This is a genomic window from Aquabacterium sp. T101 (assembly GCF_057219775.1).
Genome location: NZ_JBXVVZ010000004.1, coordinates 37718 through 57772 on the forward strand (window position 1 = coordinate 37718; position 20055 = coordinate 57772).

At 70.6% G+C, this 20055-nt stretch carries 16 protein-coding genes; 8 read left to right on the plus strand and 8 right to left on the minus strand.

The window, feature by feature from the left end:
• The first annotated feature begins 13 nt into the window (after window positions 1–13).
• Window positions 14–1123, plus strand: a complete 1110-nt coding sequence (locus AC2EAQ_RS11865; protein WP_484643967.1) for an ABC transporter ATP-binding protein — start codon at window positions 14–16, stop codon at window positions 1121–1123.
• A gap of 10 nt (window positions 1124–1133) precedes the next feature.
• Window positions 1134–4475 carry a GH36-type glycosyl hydrolase domain-containing protein gene (locus AC2EAQ_RS11870; RefSeq protein ID WP_484643969.1) on the plus strand — a complete coding sequence of 1114 codons (3342 nt, stop codon included), beginning with the start codon at window positions 1134–1136 and terminating at the stop codon, window positions 4473–4475.
• Between the two features lie 22 nt (window positions 4476–4497).
• Here AC2EAQ_RS11870 and AC2EAQ_RS11875 read toward each other — a convergent pair whose 3' ends face one another.
• Complete coding sequence (locus tag AC2EAQ_RS11875) at window positions 4498–5115, minus strand: hypothetical protein (RefSeq protein ID WP_484643971.1); 618 nt, start codon at window positions 5113–5115, stop codon at window positions 4498–4500.
• Between the two features lie 173 nt (window positions 5116–5288).
• Between AC2EAQ_RS11875 and AC2EAQ_RS11880 the strand changes: the two genes are divergently transcribed.
• From AC2EAQ_RS11880 to AC2EAQ_RS11905, 6 genes are all read left to right on the plus strand, one after another.
• A complete protein-coding gene (locus AC2EAQ_RS11880) occupies window positions 5289–6347 on the plus strand; it encodes an alpha/beta hydrolase (protein ID WP_484643973.1) in 1059 nt (352 codons plus the stop codon).
• A 68-nt stretch (window positions 6348–6415) separates the two neighbouring features.
• On the plus strand, window positions 6416–7882 hold the full coding sequence (locus AC2EAQ_RS11885) for an AAA family ATPase (RefSeq protein WP_484643975.1): 1467 nt from the start codon (window positions 6416–6418) through the stop codon (window positions 7880–7882).
• A gap of 30 nt (window positions 7883–7912) precedes the next feature.
• Window positions 7913–8743: a hypothetical protein gene (locus tag AC2EAQ_RS11890; protein WP_484643977.1), complete on the plus strand. Its 831-nt coding sequence runs from the start codon at window positions 7913–7915 to the stop codon at window positions 8741–8743.
• Between the two features lie 207 nt (window positions 8744–8950).
• The gene (locus tag AC2EAQ_RS11895; RefSeq protein ID WP_484643979.1) at window positions 8951–9484 is read left to right on the plus strand and encodes a TIR domain-containing protein; all 534 of its coding nucleotides are present in this window, start codon (window positions 8951–8953) and stop codon (window positions 9482–9484) included.
• The gene (locus tag AC2EAQ_RS11900) at window positions 9484–9960 is read left to right on the plus strand and encodes a hypothetical protein (protein ID WP_484643981.1); all 477 of its coding nucleotides are present in this window, start codon (window positions 9484–9486) and stop codon (window positions 9958–9960) included. Before AC2EAQ_RS11895 ends, AC2EAQ_RS11900 begins: the two co-directional genes overlap by 1 nt.
• Before the next feature lie 65 nt (window positions 9961–10025).
• Window positions 10026–11636 carry a toll/interleukin-1 receptor domain-containing protein gene (locus tag AC2EAQ_RS11905; protein WP_484643985.1) on the plus strand — a complete coding sequence of 537 codons (1611 nt, stop codon included), beginning with the start codon at window positions 10026–10028 and terminating at the stop codon, window positions 11634–11636.
• Window positions 11637–11845: 209 nt separating this feature from the next.
• Here the strand turns inward: AC2EAQ_RS11905 and AC2EAQ_RS11910 are convergent, their stop codons facing one another.
• The 7 genes from AC2EAQ_RS11910 to AC2EAQ_RS11940 are packed head-to-tail and all read right to left on the minus strand — an operon-like array spanning window position 11846 to window position 20054.
• Complete coding sequence (locus AC2EAQ_RS11910) at window positions 11846–13579, minus strand: IlvD/Edd family dehydratase (RefSeq protein WP_484643987.1); 1734 nt, start codon at window positions 13577–13579, stop codon at window positions 11846–11848.
• 22 nt (window positions 13580–13601) lie between these two features.
• The gene (locus tag AC2EAQ_RS11915) at window positions 13602–14399 is read right to left on the minus strand and encodes an SDR family NAD(P)-dependent oxidoreductase (RefSeq protein WP_484643991.1); all 798 of its coding nucleotides are present in this window, start codon (window positions 14397–14399) and stop codon (window positions 13602–13604) included.
• Complete coding sequence (locus AC2EAQ_RS11920; protein ID WP_484643995.1) at window positions 14386–16419, minus strand: transketolase family protein; 2034 nt, start codon at window positions 16417–16419, stop codon at window positions 14386–14388. Before AC2EAQ_RS11920 ends, AC2EAQ_RS11915 begins: the two co-directional genes overlap by 14 nt.
• Before the next feature lie 8 nt (window positions 16420–16427).
• The gene (locus AC2EAQ_RS11925; RefSeq protein ID WP_484643999.1) at window positions 16428–17423 is read right to left on the minus strand and encodes a transketolase family protein; all 996 of its coding nucleotides are present in this window, start codon (window positions 17421–17423) and stop codon (window positions 16428–16430) included.
• Window positions 17420–18247, minus strand: coding sequence for a transketolase (locus AC2EAQ_RS11930; protein WP_484644003.1), 828 nt, complete (start codon window positions 18245–18247; stop codon window positions 17420–17422). Before AC2EAQ_RS11930 ends, AC2EAQ_RS11925 begins: the two co-directional genes overlap by 4 nt.
• Window positions 18244–19170 carry an NAD(P)-dependent oxidoreductase gene (locus AC2EAQ_RS11935; protein WP_484644005.1) on the minus strand — a complete coding sequence of 309 codons (927 nt, stop codon included), beginning with the start codon at window positions 19168–19170 and terminating at the stop codon, window positions 18244–18246. The genes AC2EAQ_RS11930 and AC2EAQ_RS11935 overlap by 4 nt, the downstream gene beginning before the upstream one ends.
• Window positions 19167–20054 (minus strand): NAD(P)-dependent oxidoreductase, encoded by an 888-nt coding sequence (locus AC2EAQ_RS11940; protein ID WP_484644010.1) that lies wholly within the window; start codon window positions 20052–20054, stop codon window positions 19167–19169. Before AC2EAQ_RS11940 ends, AC2EAQ_RS11935 begins: the two co-directional genes overlap by 4 nt.
• Between the last annotated feature and the right edge of the window lies 1 nt (window position 20055).

Below are 20055 nucleotides of genomic sequence, written 5' to 3' on the forward strand. Positions count from 1 at the left end.
AGGACACGCGCCGATGGCATCGATCGAACTGAAGCGACTGCGCAAGGACTTCGGCGGCACCCGCGTGCTGCACGACGTGGACCTTCGCGTCGACGACGGCGAGTTCGTCGTCTTCGTCGGCCCCTCGGGCTGCGGCAAGAGCACGCTGCTGCGCTGCATCGCCGGGCTGGAGGACATCACCGACGGGGAGCTGCTGATCGACGGCCGGCGCATGAACGACACGCCCTCGGCGCAGCGCGGCCTGGCCATGGTGTTCCAGAGCTACGCCCTGTACCCCCACATGACGGTGGCCGAGAACATGTCGTTCGGCCTGCGCATGGCCGGCAAGCCGGCCGCCGAGATCGAGCGCGCGGTGCGCGAGGCGGCCGACGTGCTGCAGCTGGGCGAACTGCTGCAGCGCCGACCGGCCCAGCTCTCCGGCGGCCAGCGCCAGCGCGTGGCCATCGGGCGCGCGATCGTGCGCCGTCCCGGCGTGTTCCTGTTCGACGAGCCCCTGTCCAACCTGGACGCCGCACTGCGCACGCAGATGCGCATCGAGATGGCCAGGCTGCACGAGACGCTGCGCGCCACCGTGATCTACGTGACGCACGACCAGGCCGAGGCCATGACCCTGGCCGACCGCATCGTGGTCATGCAGGGCGGGCGCATCGAGCAGGTCGGCGCGCCGCTGGACCTGTACCGTCGGCCGGCCAACGTGTTCGTCGCCGGCTTCCTCGGGTCCCCGCGCATCAACCTGCTGGAGGCCGTGGTCGAGTCGCGGGGGCCGCAGGCCAGTCTGGCCCACCGGCCGGGCTCCCCGCTCGCGCTGCCGTTGCCCGCGCTGCGCACGGCCCCGGCCGACGGCGCCCGCGTGACGCTCGGCCTGCGGCCGGAGCACCTCGCTGCCGGCCCGGTCGGCGCCGCGCCGGGCAGCGGCGCGGTGCTGGCGGGCGAGGTGCTGCTGGTCGAGCACCTGGGCGACGTGGCCTATGTGCATGCCCGCGCCGCCGACGGCGCCATGCTCGTCGCGCGCGCCTCGCCCGAGACCCCGCTACGCTCGGGCAGCCCGGTGCAGCTCGCGTTCGACCCCTCTCATTGCCTCGTGTTCGACGACACCGGCCGCACGATCGAGCGCGCCGACTGACCCCTTGCCCATGACCGGATCCCACGACACCCCGCCTTCCGCACTCCGCAACGCCGCCGGGTTGCAGGTCGACCTGCTGAGCCACGGCGCCGTGTCGCGCTGGCGCCTCGGCGACGTGGACCTGGGCCTGCTGCGCGGCAACGAGCTGGAAGGCGGCCCGGCCAACCTCTGGCTGCGCCTGCGCGACGGCAACGACGTGGTCGACGCGACACCCTTGCTCGGCCCGGGCTCGCCGCTGGCCTTCACGCACGCACCGCACGGCCTGGACGCGAGCGGCCGCTGGCGCCAGCTCGAACTGGTGCTGACGCTGCGACTGGACGGGCGCGACGCCGCCTGGACCTGGCAGGTGCAGGTCGACAACACCGGCGCACGCACCTGCACCGTGGACCTCGTGCACGTGCAGGACATCGGCCTGGCGGCCTACGGTGCACTGCGCAGCAACGAGTACTACGTGAGCCACTACGTGGACCTGTGCCCCCTGGAGCACCCCCTGCACGGCTGGGTGGTGGCCGCGCGCCAGAACCAGGCGGTGCGGGGCCGCCATCCCTGGGCCGTCATCGGGTCGCTGCGCCGCGCGGTGGCGTGGGCCACCGACGGCCTGCAGGTGTTCGGCACCGCGCTGCGCGGGGGCGGCACCCCGGCCCTGGCGCGCGAACCGCTGCCGTCGCGGCGCCTGCAGCACGAGCATGCGCTGGCCGCGCTGCAGGACGAGCCCGTGACCCTGGCCCCCGGCACGTCGGCCCGGCTCGGCTTCTTCGGCCTCATGGCGGCAGACCATCCCGCCGCCACCAGCGGCGCGGACCTCGCCGCCGTGGACGCGCTGCGCCTGCACGAACGCGAAGCGGCTGCGCCCATGCCGCCGGGCCGCGGCCAGCCGGCGGCAGGCAACCTGTTCGCCCGGGCGCCGCTGCTCGAGGCGCTGCCGCTCGCCGAGCCCGACCTCGAAGCCCTGTTCGGCAGCGAACGCCGGCACGAGGAGCGCGACGGCGGCACGCTGCTGTCGTTCTTCCACGGTGACGACGCCCACGTCGTGCTGCGCGACAAGGAACTGCGCGTGCAGCGCCCTCACGGCCACATCCTGCGCAGCGGCAGCCACGTGGTGCCCGACGAGGCCGGCCTCACGTCCACGTCGTGGATGGCGGGCGTGTTCCATTCCATGGTCACGCAGGGCCATGTCAGCATCAACCGCTTCCTGTCCACCCAGCGCGGCTGGCTCGGCCTGTTCCGGTCGCAGGGCCAGCGCGTGTTCGCGGCCGTCGGCGGCAGCTGGCAGCTGCTGGGCGTGCCTTCGGCGTTCGAGCTGCAGCCGCAGGGCTGCCGCTGGCTCTACCGGCATGCCGACGGGCTGATCGAGGTGCGCGCCCGGGCCGCGGCCGACGCCCATCGCCTGGACCTGTCGGTGCGCGTGCTCGCCGGCCCGCCGCGCGCGCTGCTGATCACGCACCACGTGGCGCTGGGCGGCGACGACGGCGCGGCACCGGGCGCGGCCGACTGGTTCGCCGACGCGCGCGGCGTGGTGGTGTGCGTGCAGCGCGGCAGCGAACTGGCGGCGCGCTTCCCCCACGGCAGCTTCCGCATCGCGCCGGCGCCCGGCCTGCGATTCGCGCGCGTCGGCGGCGACGAGCTGCTGTTCGACGATGCGCGCTCGCGCGGCCTGCCCTACGTGTGCGTGGGCACGGAGCCGGTCACGGCGTTCGATCTGTCCATCACCGGCCACCTCGTTGCCGACACCTCGGCGGCGGCGCCGGCGGCCGTGCCGGCCCTGCCGCCACCCAAGGCGCCGCGCTGGCGCAGCGCCGACGCCGAGGCCGCGCGGCTGGACGACATGCTGCCCTGGCTGCTGCACAACGCGCTGGTCCACTACCTGTCGCCGCGCGGCCTGGAGCAGTACTCCGGTGGCGGATGGGGCACGCGCGACGTCTGCCAGGGCCCGCTCGAGTTGCTGCTGGCGCTGGGCCGCACGGCGCCCGCGCGCGACCTGCTGGTGCGCGTGTTCCGGGCCCAGAACGGCGACGGCGACTGGCCGCAGTGGTTCATGTTCTTCGAGCGCGAGCGCGCCATCCGCGCGCCGGACTCGCATGGCGACATCGTGTTCTGGCCGCTGCAGGCGCTGGCGCGCTACCTGCTGGCCAGCGGTGACGCCGCCTTGCTCGACGAGGTGCTGCCCTTCCACGACGCCGAGCCCGCGCCGCTGTGGCAGCACGTTCAGCGCGCACTCGCCGTGATCGACGCGCGGCGCATCCCCGGCACCCGGCTAGCGTCCTACGGGCATGGCGACTGGAACGACGCCCTGCAGCCGGTGGATGCCGCGTCGCGCGAGCGCCTGTGCAGCGCCTGGACCGTGACGCTGCACCACCAGATGCTGCGCACGCTGGCGCAGGCGCTGGCCCGGGTGGGCCGCACCGACGAGGCCCGCGCGCTGGACGCCCAGGCCGGCGAGGTGCGCGAGGACTTCCGGCGCCTGCTGGTGGCCGACGGTGTCGTGGCCGGCTATGCGCGCTTCGATCCCGGCCGCGAGCGCAGCCTGCTGCTGCACCCGCAGGACTCGGTCACCGGCGTGCACTACAGCCTGCTGCCGATGATGCACGCCGTCATCAACGACATGCTCGATCCCGCGCAGGCGCGCCAGCAGCTCGCGCTGATCGAGACCCGGCTCACCGGCCCGGACGGCGCGCGCCTGTTCGACCGGCCCATGGCCTACCGGGGCGGCCCCCAGCGCCTGTTCCAGCGTGCCGAAAGCAGCGCGTTCTTCGGCCGTGAGATCGGCATGATGTACATGCACGCGCACCTGCGCTATGCCGAGATGCTCGCCCACCTGGGCGAGGCGGACCGGCTGCTCCGCGCGCTGAGCCTGTCGCACCCGATCGCCCTGCGCGAGCGCGTGCCCTGCGCGACGCTGCGCCAGGCCAACTGCTACTACTCCAGCTCTGACGCCGCGTTCGGCGACCGCTACGAGGCCGAGCGGCGCTACGACGAGCTGATCTCGGGCCGCGTGGCCTGCGACGGCGGCTGGCGCATCTACTCGAGCGGCCCGGGCATCGCCCTGGGCCTGATCGTCGAGCGCCTGCTGGGCATCCGCCAGGCCCATGCCGAGCTGACGATCGACCCCGTGGTGCCTGCCTCGCTGCACGGCCTGCAGGCCGATCTGCAGGTGGCCGGCCACGATCTGACGCTCACGCTGCGGGCCGGGCCACGCGGTCATGGTCCGACGGCGGTGCAGCTCAACGGCCGGCCCCTGCGTTTCGAGCGGGGCGCCAACCCTTACCGCGTCGGCGCGGCACTCGTGTCGATGGCGGACTTCCGCGCCGCGCTCGTGGAAGGCCCGAACGCGCTGCAGGTCACGGTGGGCTGAGCGGCCTGCGCCGGCCGCGAACCTAGCGCTCGGTGTCGCGCTCCGGCGCGTGCATCAGCGCGGCGGGCTCGGTGCCGACCCAGCCGCGCTGGGCGTCGTCGAAATCGGCGAAGGTGGACTCGGAGATCTCCGCCGCCTCCGCCACCTCGACGCCGCGGCGCGGCGCGCGCTTGTCGTCGCGGGCCCGCGCGGCGGCCTGCAGCGGCAGCAGGCCCTCGATGAACGCGTCCAGGTTCGGCGAAGGCTCCTCGCGCGCCATCATGCCGGCCAGCGCCAGCGCCTTGGCCAGCACCGGCGCCGGCAGCGAAGCCACGCCGGACCAGCCCTTGCGCTCGAGCGCGTCGTGCACGGTGACCAGCGGGCGCAGCACGGTGGCCGCATGCTCGGGCCCGACGGCCAGCAGCCGCGTGCTGAGTTCGTCGCACATCTGCTCGATGCCCGGCGCGGCACCGGCCGCCGGCGCGCGGCGGCGCTCCACCAGCACCAGCTTCAGGTCGACGCCCTGGCGCTCGATCTTCATCGGGCGCCCGAGCGCACCCTTCAGGCGCTTGAGCGTGCCGGCCGGCGCGTCGGGCGGCGCGCGGCGATCGACACCACCGGGCAGGCCGGGACTCTTGCGGGGTTTCTTGGCAGCGGGCATGCGGTGCATTCTGGGCGCGCCCGTCGCGCCGCGACACGCGTTCACCCGTCCGGACGGGCGCAGGCGAGAAATCCTGCCGAAGTCCGCTCGCCGGGCACCACTGCGAACATGGGTGTTGCGCCGCACCGGGCCGGACCCGACACTGGCCCGTCGCAATCCGTGGAGGCCGGCCCATGCTGATGTTCACGAACCGGGCGGTGATCTCGTCCACGACGCCCTCGGCGTTCACGCGGCGGTTCCTGCCGGAGTCCGACGCGCTGTCCGCGGCGCAAGTCGGACGCCAGGGCAAGGGCTTCGCCGTGGCCGACGTGGCGACCGGCGTGGACGACGACGCGGCACTGAACCTGCTGGTGCCGCTGTTCAAGGGACGGCGGCCGGTGCTGGTGTACCTGCACGGGTTCAACAACCCGCCCACGGCCTGCTTCGAGCGCTGCGCGCGCCTGGAGGAGACCTACAACCTCAAGGTCGTCGGCTTCTCGTGGCCGTCCGAGGGCTATCTGTCCTCCGGGGCGGACCAGCCCAACCTGCCACCGGGCCCGGACGACGAGGACGAGGACTCGTTCGCGAAGATCGACTCGAAGAGCGCGTCCGAAGGCTGGGCGAAGCGCAAGAAGCGCCGCTATCTGCAGGCGAAGATGAACGCGCTCGGCTCGACCGATGCGCTGGCGCGGGTGATGCGCCTGCTGGCCACGGCGCGCCTGTACGCCAACCACCAGCCGATGACCCTGGCCGCGCACAGCCTGGGCTGCCATCTGCTGCAGTACTCGATCGAGAACGAGGGCGCGGCGGGCTCGCTCAGCATCGCGCACAACGTCGCCCTGATCGCGGCCTGCTGCCGGGCCGCGGGCCACGAGACCTGGGTGCGCAGGCTGACGCCCGTGGGCCGGGTGTACGTGACCTACAACAAGGGGGACTCGGTCCTCTTCGGCGCCTCCATCGTGGACGGCAACCAGGTCAAGCTGGGCGCGGAGCCCGGCGCGCGCATCGTGTCCGGCTCGGTGCGCTACGTCAGCTGCACCAACGCCCAGGTCGGGCTCGGCGGGCATGGCTACTTCGTGCCGGCGGCGGGCGAGTCGCTGCCCAAGGACTTCAAGCGGCTGTTCAAGCGCATCCTCGGCAGCGAGCGCGATGTGCGGGACGACCAGGGCGAGGACGCGCGCAAGGTGTACCCGCTGGGCTGCGACGCGGACGGCGCCACCTGCTACATGGCGGACCCGAACCCCGGCGCCTGACGGCCGGCGCGCCGGGGCTCCCGTAACATCGTCCGCCTCGGCCACGGCACCCCTGACGCGGAGACCCTATGTATCTCGTCGACATCGAGCTGACGAACGTGCGTGCGATCCGGCAGATGCATGTGAGCTTCCGGGGCACCACGCCGGAACAGAAGACGCGGCGCTGGACCGTGCTGCTGGGCGAGAACGGCTGCGGCAAGAGCACCGTGCTCAAGTCGATCGGCCTGCTGCTGGCCGGGTCCGAGGCGCTGCCCGACCTGATCGGCAACCCCGACGACTGGATCCGCAACACGGCCACCAGCGCCGCCCTGAAGGCCACGCTGATGACGGCCGAGGGCGAGGAGCGGACCGTGCGCCTGGAGATCCACCGCGGCGACGGGCGCGACACGGTGATCCGCCGCAACGAGGCCGGCCTGAGCCAGCTCGACGCCGCGATCCGCAAGGCCGACCGCAACTACTTCGTCGCCGGCTACGGCGCCTTCCGGCGGCCGCCCGACACGTCCCGCGGCCGCCGCTCCTACGGCGCGTCGTTCGAGAGCCGAAGGGCTTCGCAGCTGGCGACGATGTTCTCGTCGAGCCAGGACCTGGTGAGCCTGGAGCAGTGGGCCATGGACCTCGACTACGCCACCGGGCCCACCGGGCGCCGGATCATCGCCGACGCGCTGGACAAGCTGCTGCCCGGCATGAGCTTCAAGGACATCGACAAGTCGCGCCGCATCGTGGTCATGAAGACCCAGGACGGCGACGTGCCGCTGCAGCAGCTGTCGGAGGGCTACCAGGCCATGGCGGCCTGGGCCGGCGACCTGCTGTTCCGGATGACGGACACGTTCAAGGACCGCAGCGCCCCGCTCGACTCGCGCGGCGTGCTGCTGATCGACGAGATGGACCTGCACCTGCACCCGGTGTGGAAGCGCAACCTCGTCGACTTCCTCAACGCGGCCTTCCCGAACCTGCAGGTCATCGCCACCACGCACTCGCCGCTGTCGATCCAGCAGTGCGGCGAGGGCGAGCTTTTCGTCGTGCGGCGCGAGGAGGCGGGCCCGACCCTGGTGGCGTTCAAGGGCGACCCGAGCCGCATGCGCCTGTCCGAGCTTTTCCTGTCGCCGCTGATCGGCCTGGAGACGCTGGACTCGCCCAAGGTGGCGCAGCTGCGGCAGCAGGCGCGCGCGATCGAGCTCAAGCGGGGCGCCAAGACCGACAAGGACCTGCTGGCGCTGTCCGAGATCCAGTCGCAGCTCGAAGGCGCGGCGCCCCTGATCCCCGAGGAAGCCCCCGCCTATGCCGACCTGATCGCCTACCAGCGCTCGGTGGACACCGGCACCGTGCAGCAGCGCATCGAGCAGGCCAAGTTCCTCTACGGCACGAGCCGCAAGGCCATGCCGTCCGCCAGCCCGCCCGCGGTGGCGAGGAAGAAGGCGGCGACGAAGCGACCGGCTGCGAAGAAGCCCGCGGCGAAGAAGCCCGTGGCGAAGAAAGCCGCAGCGAAGAAGCCGGCGGCGAGGAAGGCACCCCGGCGCAAGGCCGCCGCCCGCTAGGCCGACCGGTCGTTCCAGAGGAGATCCGTCGTGATCAAGCTGAAGCGGGACCGCAGCGCGCAGGCGCTGCATCGGGACTTCACGGGCGAAGGGCTCTTCCGCAAGCTCGTGGCACTGGCCCAGGCGCGCATCGATCACGGCGACGGCATCGACTGGGAGGGCGTGCTCGGCGACTGGAAGAAGATGAAGCCGGCGCTCAAGGACGACAGCTTCGACAAGTGCGCCTACTGCGAGGCGCCGACCGCCCACGTGGCCCACGGCGACGTGGAGCACTTCCGGCCCAAGTCGGTGTACTGGTGGCTGGCACTGTGCGTGGACAACTACGTGTTCGCCTGCCAGCTGTGCAACCAGACGCACAAGAAGGACCACTTCCCGATCCAGGGCACGCGACTGAAGGCGCCGCGCCTGGGAGCGAGCCTGCCCACCACCGAGCGGGCCCTGCGCCGGCTGGCCGGGCGCATGTCGCCCGACCCCGCGGGCGTGGACGAGGCGGCCCTGCTGGCCGAGTGGCTCGACGAGGAGCCCGACCTTCCGCATCCCTACCTGGAGGACCCGGAGCCGATGTTCGCCTGGGCCGCGGTGGAAACCAACGCGGAGGTGCTCGTCGTCGCGCCGGACCACGCGACGCCGCGCGCCCGGCGCGCCGTCGAGGCGGCGGTCGACTACCTCGGCCTCAACCGCGAGACCCTCGTGCGCCAGCGCTACTTCATCTACTCGTCGCTCACCTCCGCGGTGGGCGCCTGGAAGCGCGGTGACGCGCCGAGCCTGGACCAGATCCAGCGCATGTGCCAGGCCCGGCACCCGTTTGCCGGGATGTGCCGCTACTTCGCCCATCTGGCCGGGGCGCCGGTGGTGCGCTGAGCGGGTGCGCGGGGCGGTGGGGCGGCTGCAACCGGCCAACACCAGTCATTCGCAAAGCCGCGGATGCTGTATCCCGAAATCCGACGCTGATGCCCACATCGCTGCTTGCGCTCGTTGCACACTCATTGTCTGCACCTCGGGGACAGGCGACTTCAGTGCTGCACGGCTGGCGCTGTGACATAGTTAGCTGTCAGGAGGCTCCATTGCGTGCACAAAGTCTTCGTCAGCTACCACCATGCAATCGACCAATCTTGGCGGGACGCGTTCGAACGGATGTTCTCGTTGCTGTCGCCAGTGTTCATCTCCAAGTCGGTGCAGATTGGAGAGATCTCTCCGCTCTTGAACACAGACACCGTCCGTGCCAAAGTTCGTGACGAGTACCTCCGCGACTCCACGGTAACCGTGGTGCTGGTGGGGACCAACACATGGCAGCGGAAACACGTGGACTGGGAGATCTCGTCAAGCATCCGAGAAACCAAACTAAGTACACGCTCGGGCCTATTGGGCATCCTCTTGCCGACACATCCCAGCTTTGGAAAACACGGATACGACCCCGGGATCGTTCCCCCACGTCTCGTCGACAACCAAAGACGCGGCTACGCCGCGATCTACGACTGGACTACAAGCGCTTCCGCGGTCGAAGCATGGATTGAGGCGGCTTTCCGGCGGCGCCTCGCTGTTCAGCCCGACAATTCGTACGAGCACTTTGTCTATAACAAGACCGCAGATCGGTGGTACTGATGCAGTTGCGCAAATTGCTCGAGCAGTGGGACCTCGATAGTCTGAAGATCAAGGCCGGTTTCCTCGAGATGGAGTGGGTTCCTCGAGATGAGGACAAGGCCGCCGCCTGGGACTTGTACGTCGAGCTACTAACCAGAGTCGCCACGCAGAGATTGGTGCCCGCACAAGGCAGTGAGAAAGCGGCGCTTGCAAGTATCTATCAGCTCTTTCCCCTCACGCGGGAGATCGTCAGACGGAACGGCAGACACTGCATCAACTTCACGAAGATTGCGGTAGTCGTACTCAACCAAGTCGTCCGGCCGTTTACTACGAAGTGGCACGGCGCACTTGACGATCCGCAGCAAGTTACAGAGGAGCAGGCTGTTGCATTCCGAGTCGAGCTCCTGTCGTTGCAGGCTGAATTGCGCAAGTACACGCGTTTGCTTGCTGACATGGCAGGCGTCGAAGACCTTACCGACCTTGAGCCTGACGCCTAGCTGCTCGATTCGCCCGACCATGGTAGGTGGCTTTGCTCACATGTTGTGCACTTGAAGGAGATCTTGTGCAGTCGAGCGCACCGTACGTGTTTATCAGCTACTCCTCGAAGGATCGCGGCCTCGCTGAACAGGTTGAGCACGAACTAACGGCCGCCGGTGTTTCGTTCTTCCGGGACGCCAATCGAATTCAGGTCGGCGAGAACTTCAAGGCGCGGATTTCAGACGGACTAGCAAAGGCTACGCATCTGGTGCTCATCGCAACACCGGCCAGCCTGAGGAGCCCATGGGTGTTCTTCGAATTGGGGCAGGCAGTGGCCTTTCGGTGCCCGATTCTGCCGCTGCTAAGCCATCCAAGCTTGGAGCTGCCTTCGTTCCTCTCTGACTTCCAGTGCGCGCACGACATTGCAGAGCTTGTGGACGCCCTGCGGGCCTTTGGCAAGGTTGGACACAGGGCCTCCGGCTTGGAAATGAAAAAGGAGCATCTCGCGGAACCAAGTGGGTCCGTGGTACTGGGTCCGACTAGACGGATGTCAGCATTTATTGCGACAGCTCCGCGAGCCTGGTACGAAGGGAACATTGCAATAGATGGGGCAATGGAGATGTACACGTTCCCCGATCACGCCAATCGATACGGCGGGATCGTTTCGAATCAGTTAACGACGTTTGGCACGGACGAAGAGTGGTCCGAAGTGGCCAGGCGAGGTCTTCCGGACCATGCATTGCGCACCCTTGGTCTGGAGCTTCGCAGATGGGTGGGCACGCGCCGGGCCAAGCCGAATCGGATCAGGCGCCTAGTCGAACCGCCGAGGCAAATGGTCATTGACAACAACGAGTTCCAGATGACCATCGGCAACAGCGACTACTTCACCATGCGAACAATTGCCACGTTGTCACGTGGCTCGCATGTCTCTGCTGACGGTGGGCCGATCTCGCACGTCTTCTCCTCATGGTGGTCAGAACCTGGCTGTCCCTTTGACGTCAAGACAGTTCCCTATCACCTGAGTGCGCTCGGAGTCCTTCTTGTCTATGACCCTTCGACCGCGGTACGTTACTTGGTCTTGACACTCCCCAGTGCACAGAGAACGCCGCTTGTGCCAGGCTGGAACGTCTCGTTTGCTGAGCAGATGTGGGCGCCTGCCCCGCGGTCACGGGTCCAGCCATGGTGGCAGCCATATGTCACTGGCCTCGACATCGAATCGCCGGCTGACAGGACTGGCGACCCGAGTCTATTTGCCACCGTCACACGCGGGCTCTACGAAGAACTCGGGGTCATGGAGTCCGATCTCCGCTCCCCAACACGCCTTGTCATGGCTTGCTTCGAGCAGGACATGCACTTCTTGGGTTTTGTCTTCGTGCTTGAGGCGCAGCTTTCGCTGGCGGACCTGAACCGGAGGCGACTTGGAGCGCCTGACAAGGAGGTTGGCCTTGTCGCGGCGTACCCGATTGAAGGCACTACTGCAAATGGAGTCCGGCTTGATCGTGCTCGCCAACTCGCAAACTTGTTGTCACAAGAGTCATTCGACGGCGGACCATATCTCATTCCGTCTCCCGCCCCATCAGCTCGTGACGGATGGCATCTTTCCTCGCGCCTTCGCCTGTACGCGTTGGCGCGTCACCTTGAGGGAAACAGTTTCATGGACTACGCGACAAACGTTCCGATCCCACCAGACACATGACGCACTCAACACGTGACTGCCCACGGCCGGCTGCTCCGGGCGCGCCAGCTCGTTCGTTGTGCGTCCGCTCTTGCGATCAGGTCGACAACTCGGATGTCCGTTTTGGGTCAACAGCCGTCGATCCGGTCGGCCTCATCGAACCACGGCAGCCCATCTGAAGCCTGCGCAGCCGCAGCAGTGGCCGAGGCAGCCCCGCCGCCCCGCCTCCGCTAGTGGTTGTCCCGCGGCACGAAGCTGCCGCGCTTGCCGCGCAGGAAGTCGAGGTCGGCGCCTTCGTCGGCCTGGGTCACGCGGTCGATGTAGAGCTTCCAGTAGCCCGAATCCAGCGGCGGCTTCGGCGGCTGCCAGGCGGCGCGGCGCTGGGCCAGCTCGGCGTCGTCCACGTGCAGGTGCAGGCTGCGCGCGGCCACGTCCAGCGTGATCAGGTCGCCGTTCTTCACCAGGGCCAGCGGGCCGCCGGCGGCGGCCTCGGGCGCGGTGTGCAGCACCACGGTGCCGTAGGCGGTGCCGCTCATGCGCGCGTCGCTGATGCGCACCATGTCCGTGATGCCCTTGCGCAGCACCTTCGGCGGCAGCGGCATGTTGCCCACCTCGGCCATGCCGGGGTAGCCCTTGGGGCCGCAGTTCTTCAGCACCAGCACGCAGGTCTCGTCGACGTCGAGGTTCTCGTCGTCGATGCGGGTGTGGAAGTCCTCGATGTCCTCGAACACCACGGCGCGGCCGGTGTGCTTCATCAGCGCGGGCGTGGCGGCGCTGGGCTTGATGACGGCGCCGCGCGGCGCGAGGTTGCCCTTGAGCACGGCGATGCCGGCCTTGGCCTTGAAGGGCTCGGCCACGCTCTTGATGACCTTCGGGTTCCAGTTCTGCGCCTCGGCCACGTTGTCGGCCACGCTGCGGCCGTTGGCAGTGACGGCTCCGCCGTGCAGCAGCGGCAGGATCTCCTTCATCACCGCGGGCAGGCCGCCGGCGTAGCAGAAGTCCTCCATCAGGAACTCGCCGCTGGGCTGCAGGTTCACCAGGCAGGGCAGCTCGCTGGCGAGGCGGTCGAAGTCCTCCAGCGTCAACGGCACGCCCACGCGGCCGGCGATGGCGATCAGGTGGATCACCGCGTTGGTGCTGCCGCCGATGGCTGCCAGCGTGCGGATGGCGTTCTCGAACGCCTCGCGCGTGAGGATCTTCGACAGCAGCTGGTCCTCGTGAACCATGTTCACGATGCGCCGGCCGGCCTCGCGCGCGAGCACGTTGCGGCGCCCGTCCACCGCCGGGTAGGCAGCGTTGCCGGGCAGGCCCACGCCCAGCGCCTCCACCATGCTGGCCATGGTGCTGGCGGTGCCCATGGTCATGCAATGGCCGTGGCTGCGGTGCATGCAGCTCTCGGCCTCGAAGAAGTCCTTCAGCTTGAGCGTGCCGGCGCGCACCTCCTCGCTCATGCGCCACACGCCGGTGCCCGAGCCGAGCTGCTGGTCGCGCCAGCGGCCGTTGAGCATCGGCCCGCCGGACACGCCGATGGTGGGCAGGTCCACGCTGGCCGCGCCCATCAGCAGCGACGGCGTGGTCTTGTCGCAGCCCATCAGCAGCACGACGCCGTCCACCGGGTTGCCGCGGATGCTCTCTTCCACGTCCATGCTGGCCAGGTTGCGGTAGAGCATGGCGGTGGGGCGCAGCAGCGTCTCGCCGAGCGACATCACCGGGAACTCGAGCGGGAACCCGCCGGCCTCGTAGACGCCGACCTTCACCTGCTCGGCCAGCGTGCGGAAATGGCTGTTGCAAGGCGTCAGCTCGGAGAAGGTGTTGCAGATGCCGATCACCGGCCGGCCGTCGAACTGGTCGTGCGGCACGCCCTTGCCCTTGACCCAGCTACGGTAGTTGAAGCCGTCGCGGTCCTGGCGGCCGAACCACTGCTGGCTGCGCAGTTCGTGGGGGGCCTTCTTCTTCGTCGTCATGATGTCCTCGCCTTCGGTGCGTTCAGTGGATGTGCGATCCGCCGTGGATGTCGAGCTCGATGCCGGTGATGTAGCTGGCCAGGTCGCTGGCCAGGAACAGCACGCAGCCGGCCACCTCGTGCGCATGCCCGGGGCGACCCATCGGCACGCTGGCCACGATGGCCGCCAGCTTGTCGGGCGTCATCATGCCTGCGGTGATGTCGGTGTCGATGAAGCTCGGGCAGATGGCGTTGACGCGCACGTTGTCCGGGCCCAGCTCGCGCGCCGCGGCCTTGGTGTAGCCCAGCACCGCGGCCTTGGCCGCCGAGTAGTGGCTGCCGCCGAAGACGCCGCCGCCGCGCTGCGCCGACACGCTGCTCATGTTGACGATGCTGCCGCTGCGCTGGCGGCGCATGTGCGGCACCACCGCCTGCGTCATGTACATCGTGCCGCGCATGTTGATGTCGAAGATGCGGTCGTAGGTCTTGGCGTCCACGTCCATCAGGCGCTGCGGGCTGGTGATGCCGGCGATGTTGACCAGCACGTCCACCCGGCCCAGGCGCTGCAGCGCCAGCGCCACCGACGCCTCGCACTCGGCCTTGTCGGTGACGTCGCAGCGCGCGCCGGCGTGGCCGCTGCCGGGCAGCGACGCGGCGGCGCGCTCGGCGGCGGCGGCGTCCAGGTCGGTGATCAGCACGCGCGCGCCATGCTCGGCCAGCAGCTTGGCGGCGGCCAGGCCCAGGCCGCGCGGGCTGGCCGCGCCGGTGACGATGACGCCGCGGCCTTCGAGCAGCGGCCCGCTCATGCGCGCGGTGGACGGGTGCGGGTCAGGCGTGGACATGGTCGTGGTCCTTCTTCTGTTGCAGCAGCCGCCGCGCCTGCGCGGCGACCGCCTCGGGGGTGATGCCGAAATGGCGGTACAGGGCGTCGGCCGGGCCGGACGCGCCGAAGCCGGGCATGCCGACGAAGGCGCCGCGCTCGCCGAGCCAGCGCTCCCAGCCGAAACGCACCGCCGCTTCCACCGCGACGCGCACGCTGCCGGGGCCGAGCACGGCGGCGCGCCAGGCGTCGTCCTGCTGCTCGAAGAGTTCCCAGCACGGCATCGACACCACGGCGGTGGCGATGCCCTCGGCCTGCAGAAGCTCGCGCGCGGCCAGCGCCAGCGCCACCTCGGAGCCGGTGGCCAGCAGCGTGACGCGGCGCGGCGCGCCGTCGGACTCGCGCTGCCCCTCGGCCAGCACGTAGGCGCCACGCGCGCAGCGGTTGTCCGCGCCGGGGCCGTCGTGGCGCACGGTGGGCAGCGCCTGGCGCGCGAACACCAGGCTCGCCGGCCCGTCGCGGCGCTGCAGCGCGAGCGCCCAGCATTCGGCGGCCTCCACCGCGTCGGCCGGGCGCATGACCTGCATGTTGGGGATCGCGCGCAGCGCGGCCAGGCCCTCGGACGGCTGGTGCGTCGGCCCGTTCTTGCCGATGCCGATGGAGTCGTGGCTGAACACGAACACGGCCGGCAGGTTCATCAGCGCGGCCATGCGCATCGACGGCCGCTGGTAGTCGGCGAAGGCGAGGTAGGTCACGGCCGCGGGCCGCAGCCCGCCGTGCGCGGCGATGCCCACCGCCGCGGCGGCCATCGCATGCTCGCGCACGCCGCAGTGCACGTAGGCGCCGGCGCGGTCGTCGGCGGTGAAGGCCGACAGGCGCCGCTTGTGCGCGGTGGGCGCTTCGAGATCCGCGCACAGCACCATGCGGTCGGGCAGCACGTCGGTCAGCGCGTCGTGGATGTCGGACGACAGGTTGATGCCGCCCTTGGGCGGCGTCTCGGCGGCCGCGGCGCGGGCGTGCGCCCACAGCGCGGCCTGCCAGCCGGCGGGCAGGTCGCCGCGCAGCGTGCGCTCGAACTCGGCGCGCTCGGCGGCGGGCAGCGCGGCCACGCGCGCCTGCCACGCGGCATGCGCCTCGCGCGAGCGCGCGCCGGCGGCGCGCCAGGCGCCCTGCACGTCGGCCGGCAGCTCGAACGGCGCATGGGGCCAGCCCAGCGCCTGCCGCGCGGCCTGCGCGTCGGCGTCGAACAGGCGCGCGCTGTGGCCGCCGCGCTGGCCCTGCAGCCGCGCGATGCCGCGTGCGATCACGGTGCGGCAGGCGATCATCGACGGCCGCGGGTCGGCCTTGGCCGCGGCGATGGCCGAGTCCACCGCGTCGATGTCGTGGCCGTCCACGGCCTGCACGTGCCAGCCCGCGACGCGGAAGCGCTCGGCCACGTCCTCGCTGATCGACAGCGCGGTGGCGCCGTCGTCGGTGATGCGGTTGTCGTCCCACAGCAGCGTGAGCCGGTCCAGCCGCAGGTGGCCGGCCAGCGCGATCACTTCCTGGCCCACGCCCTCCTGCAGGCAGCCGTCGCCGACGAAGGCCCAGGTGCGGTGGTCCACCAGCGCGCTGCCGAAGCGCTGGCGCAGGTGCGCCTCGGCGATGGCCATGCCCAGCGCATTGCCGATGCCCTGGCCGAGCGGCCCGGTGGTCACCTCGATGCCGGCGGCGACGTCGCGCTCCGGGTGGCCGGCGCAGTGCGAGCCCAGCTCGCGGAAGCTCATGATCTGGTCGATGCCGATGCGCTCGTAGCCGGCCAGGTGCAGCAGCGAGTACAGCAGCATCGAGCCGTGGCCGTTGGACAGCACGACGCGGTCGCGGTCGGGCCAGGCCGGGTCGTGCGGCGCGTGCTTCAGGTGCCGCGCGTACAGCGCAGTGGCGATCTCGGCCATGCCCAGCGGCACGCCCTGGTGCCCCTCGGTGGCGCGCACGATGGCGTCGATCGACAGGAAGCGGATGGCGTGCGCCAGCGGCTGCAGCGCGTGCGCGTCGGTGCCCACGGTCGCGCTCAGCCCAGCCAGCCCTTGATGCGGCGGCAGATGGCGTCGGTGGAGAAGCCGTAGCGCTCGTGCAGCGTGGGCAGCGCGCCGGCGTCGAGGAACGCGTCGGGCAGGCCGATGCGCGCGAAGCGCGGCGCCACGCCGGCGTCCAGCAGCGCGGCGGCCACCGCCTCGCCCAGGCCGCCCACGGTGCTGTGGTTCTCGGCCACCACCACGAGGCGGCCGCTGCGGGCGCATTCGCGGCGGATCGTCTCCACGTCCAGCGGCTTGATCGTCGGCACGTGCAGCACGCCGACGTCCACGCTGTCGGCGGCCAGCGCCTGCGCCGCCTCCAGTGCGCGCATCGTCAGCAGGCCCGACGACACCACCAGCACGTCGCGGCCGTCGCGCAGCATCTGCGCCTTGCCGATCTGGAAGCGGTAGCCGTATTCGTCGAGCACCAGTGGCACCTGGCCGCGCAGCAGGCGCATGTACACCGGGCCGCGGTGCGCAGCGATCGCCGGCACCACCTGCGCGATCTCGTGCGCGTCGCAGGGGTCGATCACCATCAGGCCGGGAATCGCGCGCATGAGCGCGAGGTCCTCGGTGGCCTGGTGGCTCGGGCCGTAGCCCGACGTGAGGCCCGGCAGCGCGCAGGCGATCTTGACGTCGAGGTCGTCCTCGGCGATGGCCTGGTGGATGAAGTCGTAGGCGCGCCGCGTGGCGAACACGGCGTAGGTGGTGACGAAGGGCACCGCGCCTTCCTTGGCCAGGCCCGCCGCGGCGCCGAACAGCAGCTGCTCGGCCATGCCCATCTGGTAGAAGCGCTCGGGGTAGGCCTGCGCGAACACATGCAGGTCGGTGTACTTGGCCAGGTCGGCGGTCATGCCGACGATGTCCGGGCGCTGCTCGGCCAGCTCCACCAGCGCAGTGCCGAAGGGTGCGCCGCGCGTGCGCTGCCCCTCGGCGGCGATCGACGCGATCATGGCCGACGTGGTGAGCCGCTTCTTGGCCGGGCCGTTCATCGCCGCGCTCCTTCGTCCAGCGCGGCCAGCGCCAGCTGCCACTCGTGCGCGTCGACGCGGATGAAGTGGTTCTTCTCGCGCGCTTCCAGGAAGGGCACGCCGCAGCCCATCTTCGTGTCGCAGACGATCATGCGCGGCTGCGGCCCCGGGTGCGCCATCGCGGCGTCGAACGCGGCCACCACCGCGGGCAGGTCGTTGCCGTCGATGCGCTGGGTGAACCAGCCGAAGGCGCGCGTCTTGTCCACCAGCGGCTCGAAGGCCATCACGCTGTGGCTCGGGCCGTCGGCCTGCTGGTTGTTCACGTCCACCATCGCGATCAGGTTGTCGAGCTTGTAGTGGGCGGCGCTCATCATGGCCTCCCACATCGCGCCCTCGTCGAGCTCGCCGTCGGAGAACAGCGTGAACACGCGCGACGCGGAGCCCTTGCGCTTGAGGCCCAGCGCGTGGCCCACGGCGATGGACAGGCCCTGGCCGAGCGAGCCGCCGGACATCTCCATGCCGGGCGTGTAGCTGGCCATGCCCGACATCGGCAGTCGGCTGTCGTCGCTGCCGTAGGTGTCGAGCTCGCTCTCCGGCACGACGCCGGCCTCGATCAGCGCGGCATACAGCGCGATGGCGTAGTGGCCGTTGGACAGCAGGAAGCGGTCGCGGCCCTCCCACTGCGGGTCGTCGGGCCGCAGCTTCATGGCGTGGAAGTAGGCCACGGCCAGCACGTCGGCGATGTCCAGCGCCTGGCCGATGTAGCCCTGGCCCTGCACCTCGCCCATGCGCAGCGCCAGGCGGCGGATGCGGTAGGCGCGTTGCGCCAGGGCGTCGAGTGTCATTGCGGTGTGCGTTCGGCCGCCGCGGGCGGCAGGCCGTTGAGATGGGCGATGAAGTCGGCCAGCATCGGCACGTACTTCTGGCCGTCGCCGGCGGCTTCCATCGCGGCGAAGCTGTTCTTCACCAGGGTCTGGATGTTGTTCACCGCGCCGATCTCGTTGGCCATGCTGGCGAGGTAGCGCATGTCCTTGTGGGCGTTGCTGATGGTGAAGCGGTGCGCGTTCTCGTTGCCGAGCAGGCTCCACTGGATGAAGGTGTCGTAGAAGCCGCTGCGCATGCGGCCCGAGCCGATGACGCTGTGGAACTGCTCCACCGACAGGCCGGCCTTGCGCGCGATGGCCAGCGCCTCGGCGAACAGCGCCGCGTAGCCCATGGCCACGAAGTTGTTCACCAGCTTCATCTTGTGCCCCAGGCCGAGCGGGCCCAGGTGCACCACGTTGCCGGCCCAGCAGCGCAGCACCGGCTCGATGCGGGCGAAGGTGTCCGGGTCGCAGCCGACCATGGTGTCGAGCGTGCCGGCCTCGGCCTCCACCGGCGTGCGCGACAGCGGCGCGTCCACCAGGGTCATGCCGGCGGCGCGCAGCTCCTCGCCCAGCGCCAGCGTGGACACCGGGTTGGAGGTGGAGCAGTCGATCACCACCAGCCCCGGCCGGCCGCCGGCGACCACGCCGTCCGGGCCGCGCAGGTTGGCTTCCACCTGGGGCGAGCCGGTGACGCACAGGTGCACGATGTCGCACTGCGCGGCCAGCTCGCGCGGCGTGCGCGCCTCGGTGGCGCCGAGCGACTTGAGGTGTTCCACCGGCTCGCGGTTGCGGTGGCCCAGCACCACGAGCGGGTAGCCCTTGGTGACGATGTTCTTGGCCATGCCGTGGCCCATCAGCCCGACGCCGATGAAACCCACGGTGGGGCGCTTGTCGATGCTCACTTGTTGCGTGCTCCGGCGCCGTTGAGCGCCCGGTAGGCGCGGATGACCTGGCTGTCGTCGGCGGCGCCGTGGCCCAGGCCGCTGGCGGCGAGGAACATCTGCATCGCCGCGGCCGACAGCGGCAGCCCGGCCTTGAGTGCGCGGCCCTCGCCGAGCACGATGCCGAGGTCCTTGACGAAGATGTCCACCGCGCTGGTGACGGCCGGGTCGTCCTGCATCATGCGCGGGCCGCGGTCGCCCCACATCCAGGAGTTGCCGGCGCTGACGCTGATGATCTCGTGCATCGTGGCGGTGGACACGCCGGCGCGCTCGGCCACGTGCATGGCCTCGGCGGCGGCGGCGATGTGCACGCCGCACAGCAGCTGGTTGATCATCTTCGCGGTGGAGCCCATGCCGGCGTCGCGACCGCAGTCGAAGACGCGCGAGCCCATGGCGCCCAGCACCGGGCGCGCGCGCTCCAGCACGTCGGCCGCGCCGGAGCACATGATCGTCAGCGCCGCGGCGTTGGCGCCCTTGGTGCCGCCGGACACCGGCGCGTCCAGCACGGCCAGCCCCATCGCCGCCAGCTTCGCCGCGGTGCGCGCGGCATGCGCCGGCGCCTGCGTGCAGCCCATGCCGACGATGGCGCCGCGCGGCAGCGCGGCGGCCGCGCCATGCTCGAACAGCACCGCCTCGGCCTGCTCGCCGGACACCACCATCAGCCACAGCAGCTCGGCGTCGCGCGCGGCGTCGGCGGCGCTCGCCGCAGCCTGGCCGCCGGCGGCCACCAGCGCGTCGGCGGCACCGGCGCGCACGTCGAAGCCGCGCACCGCGTGGCCGGCCTTGACCAGATTGACGGCCATCGGGACGCCCATCGCGCCCAGGCCCACGAAACCGACCTTCACG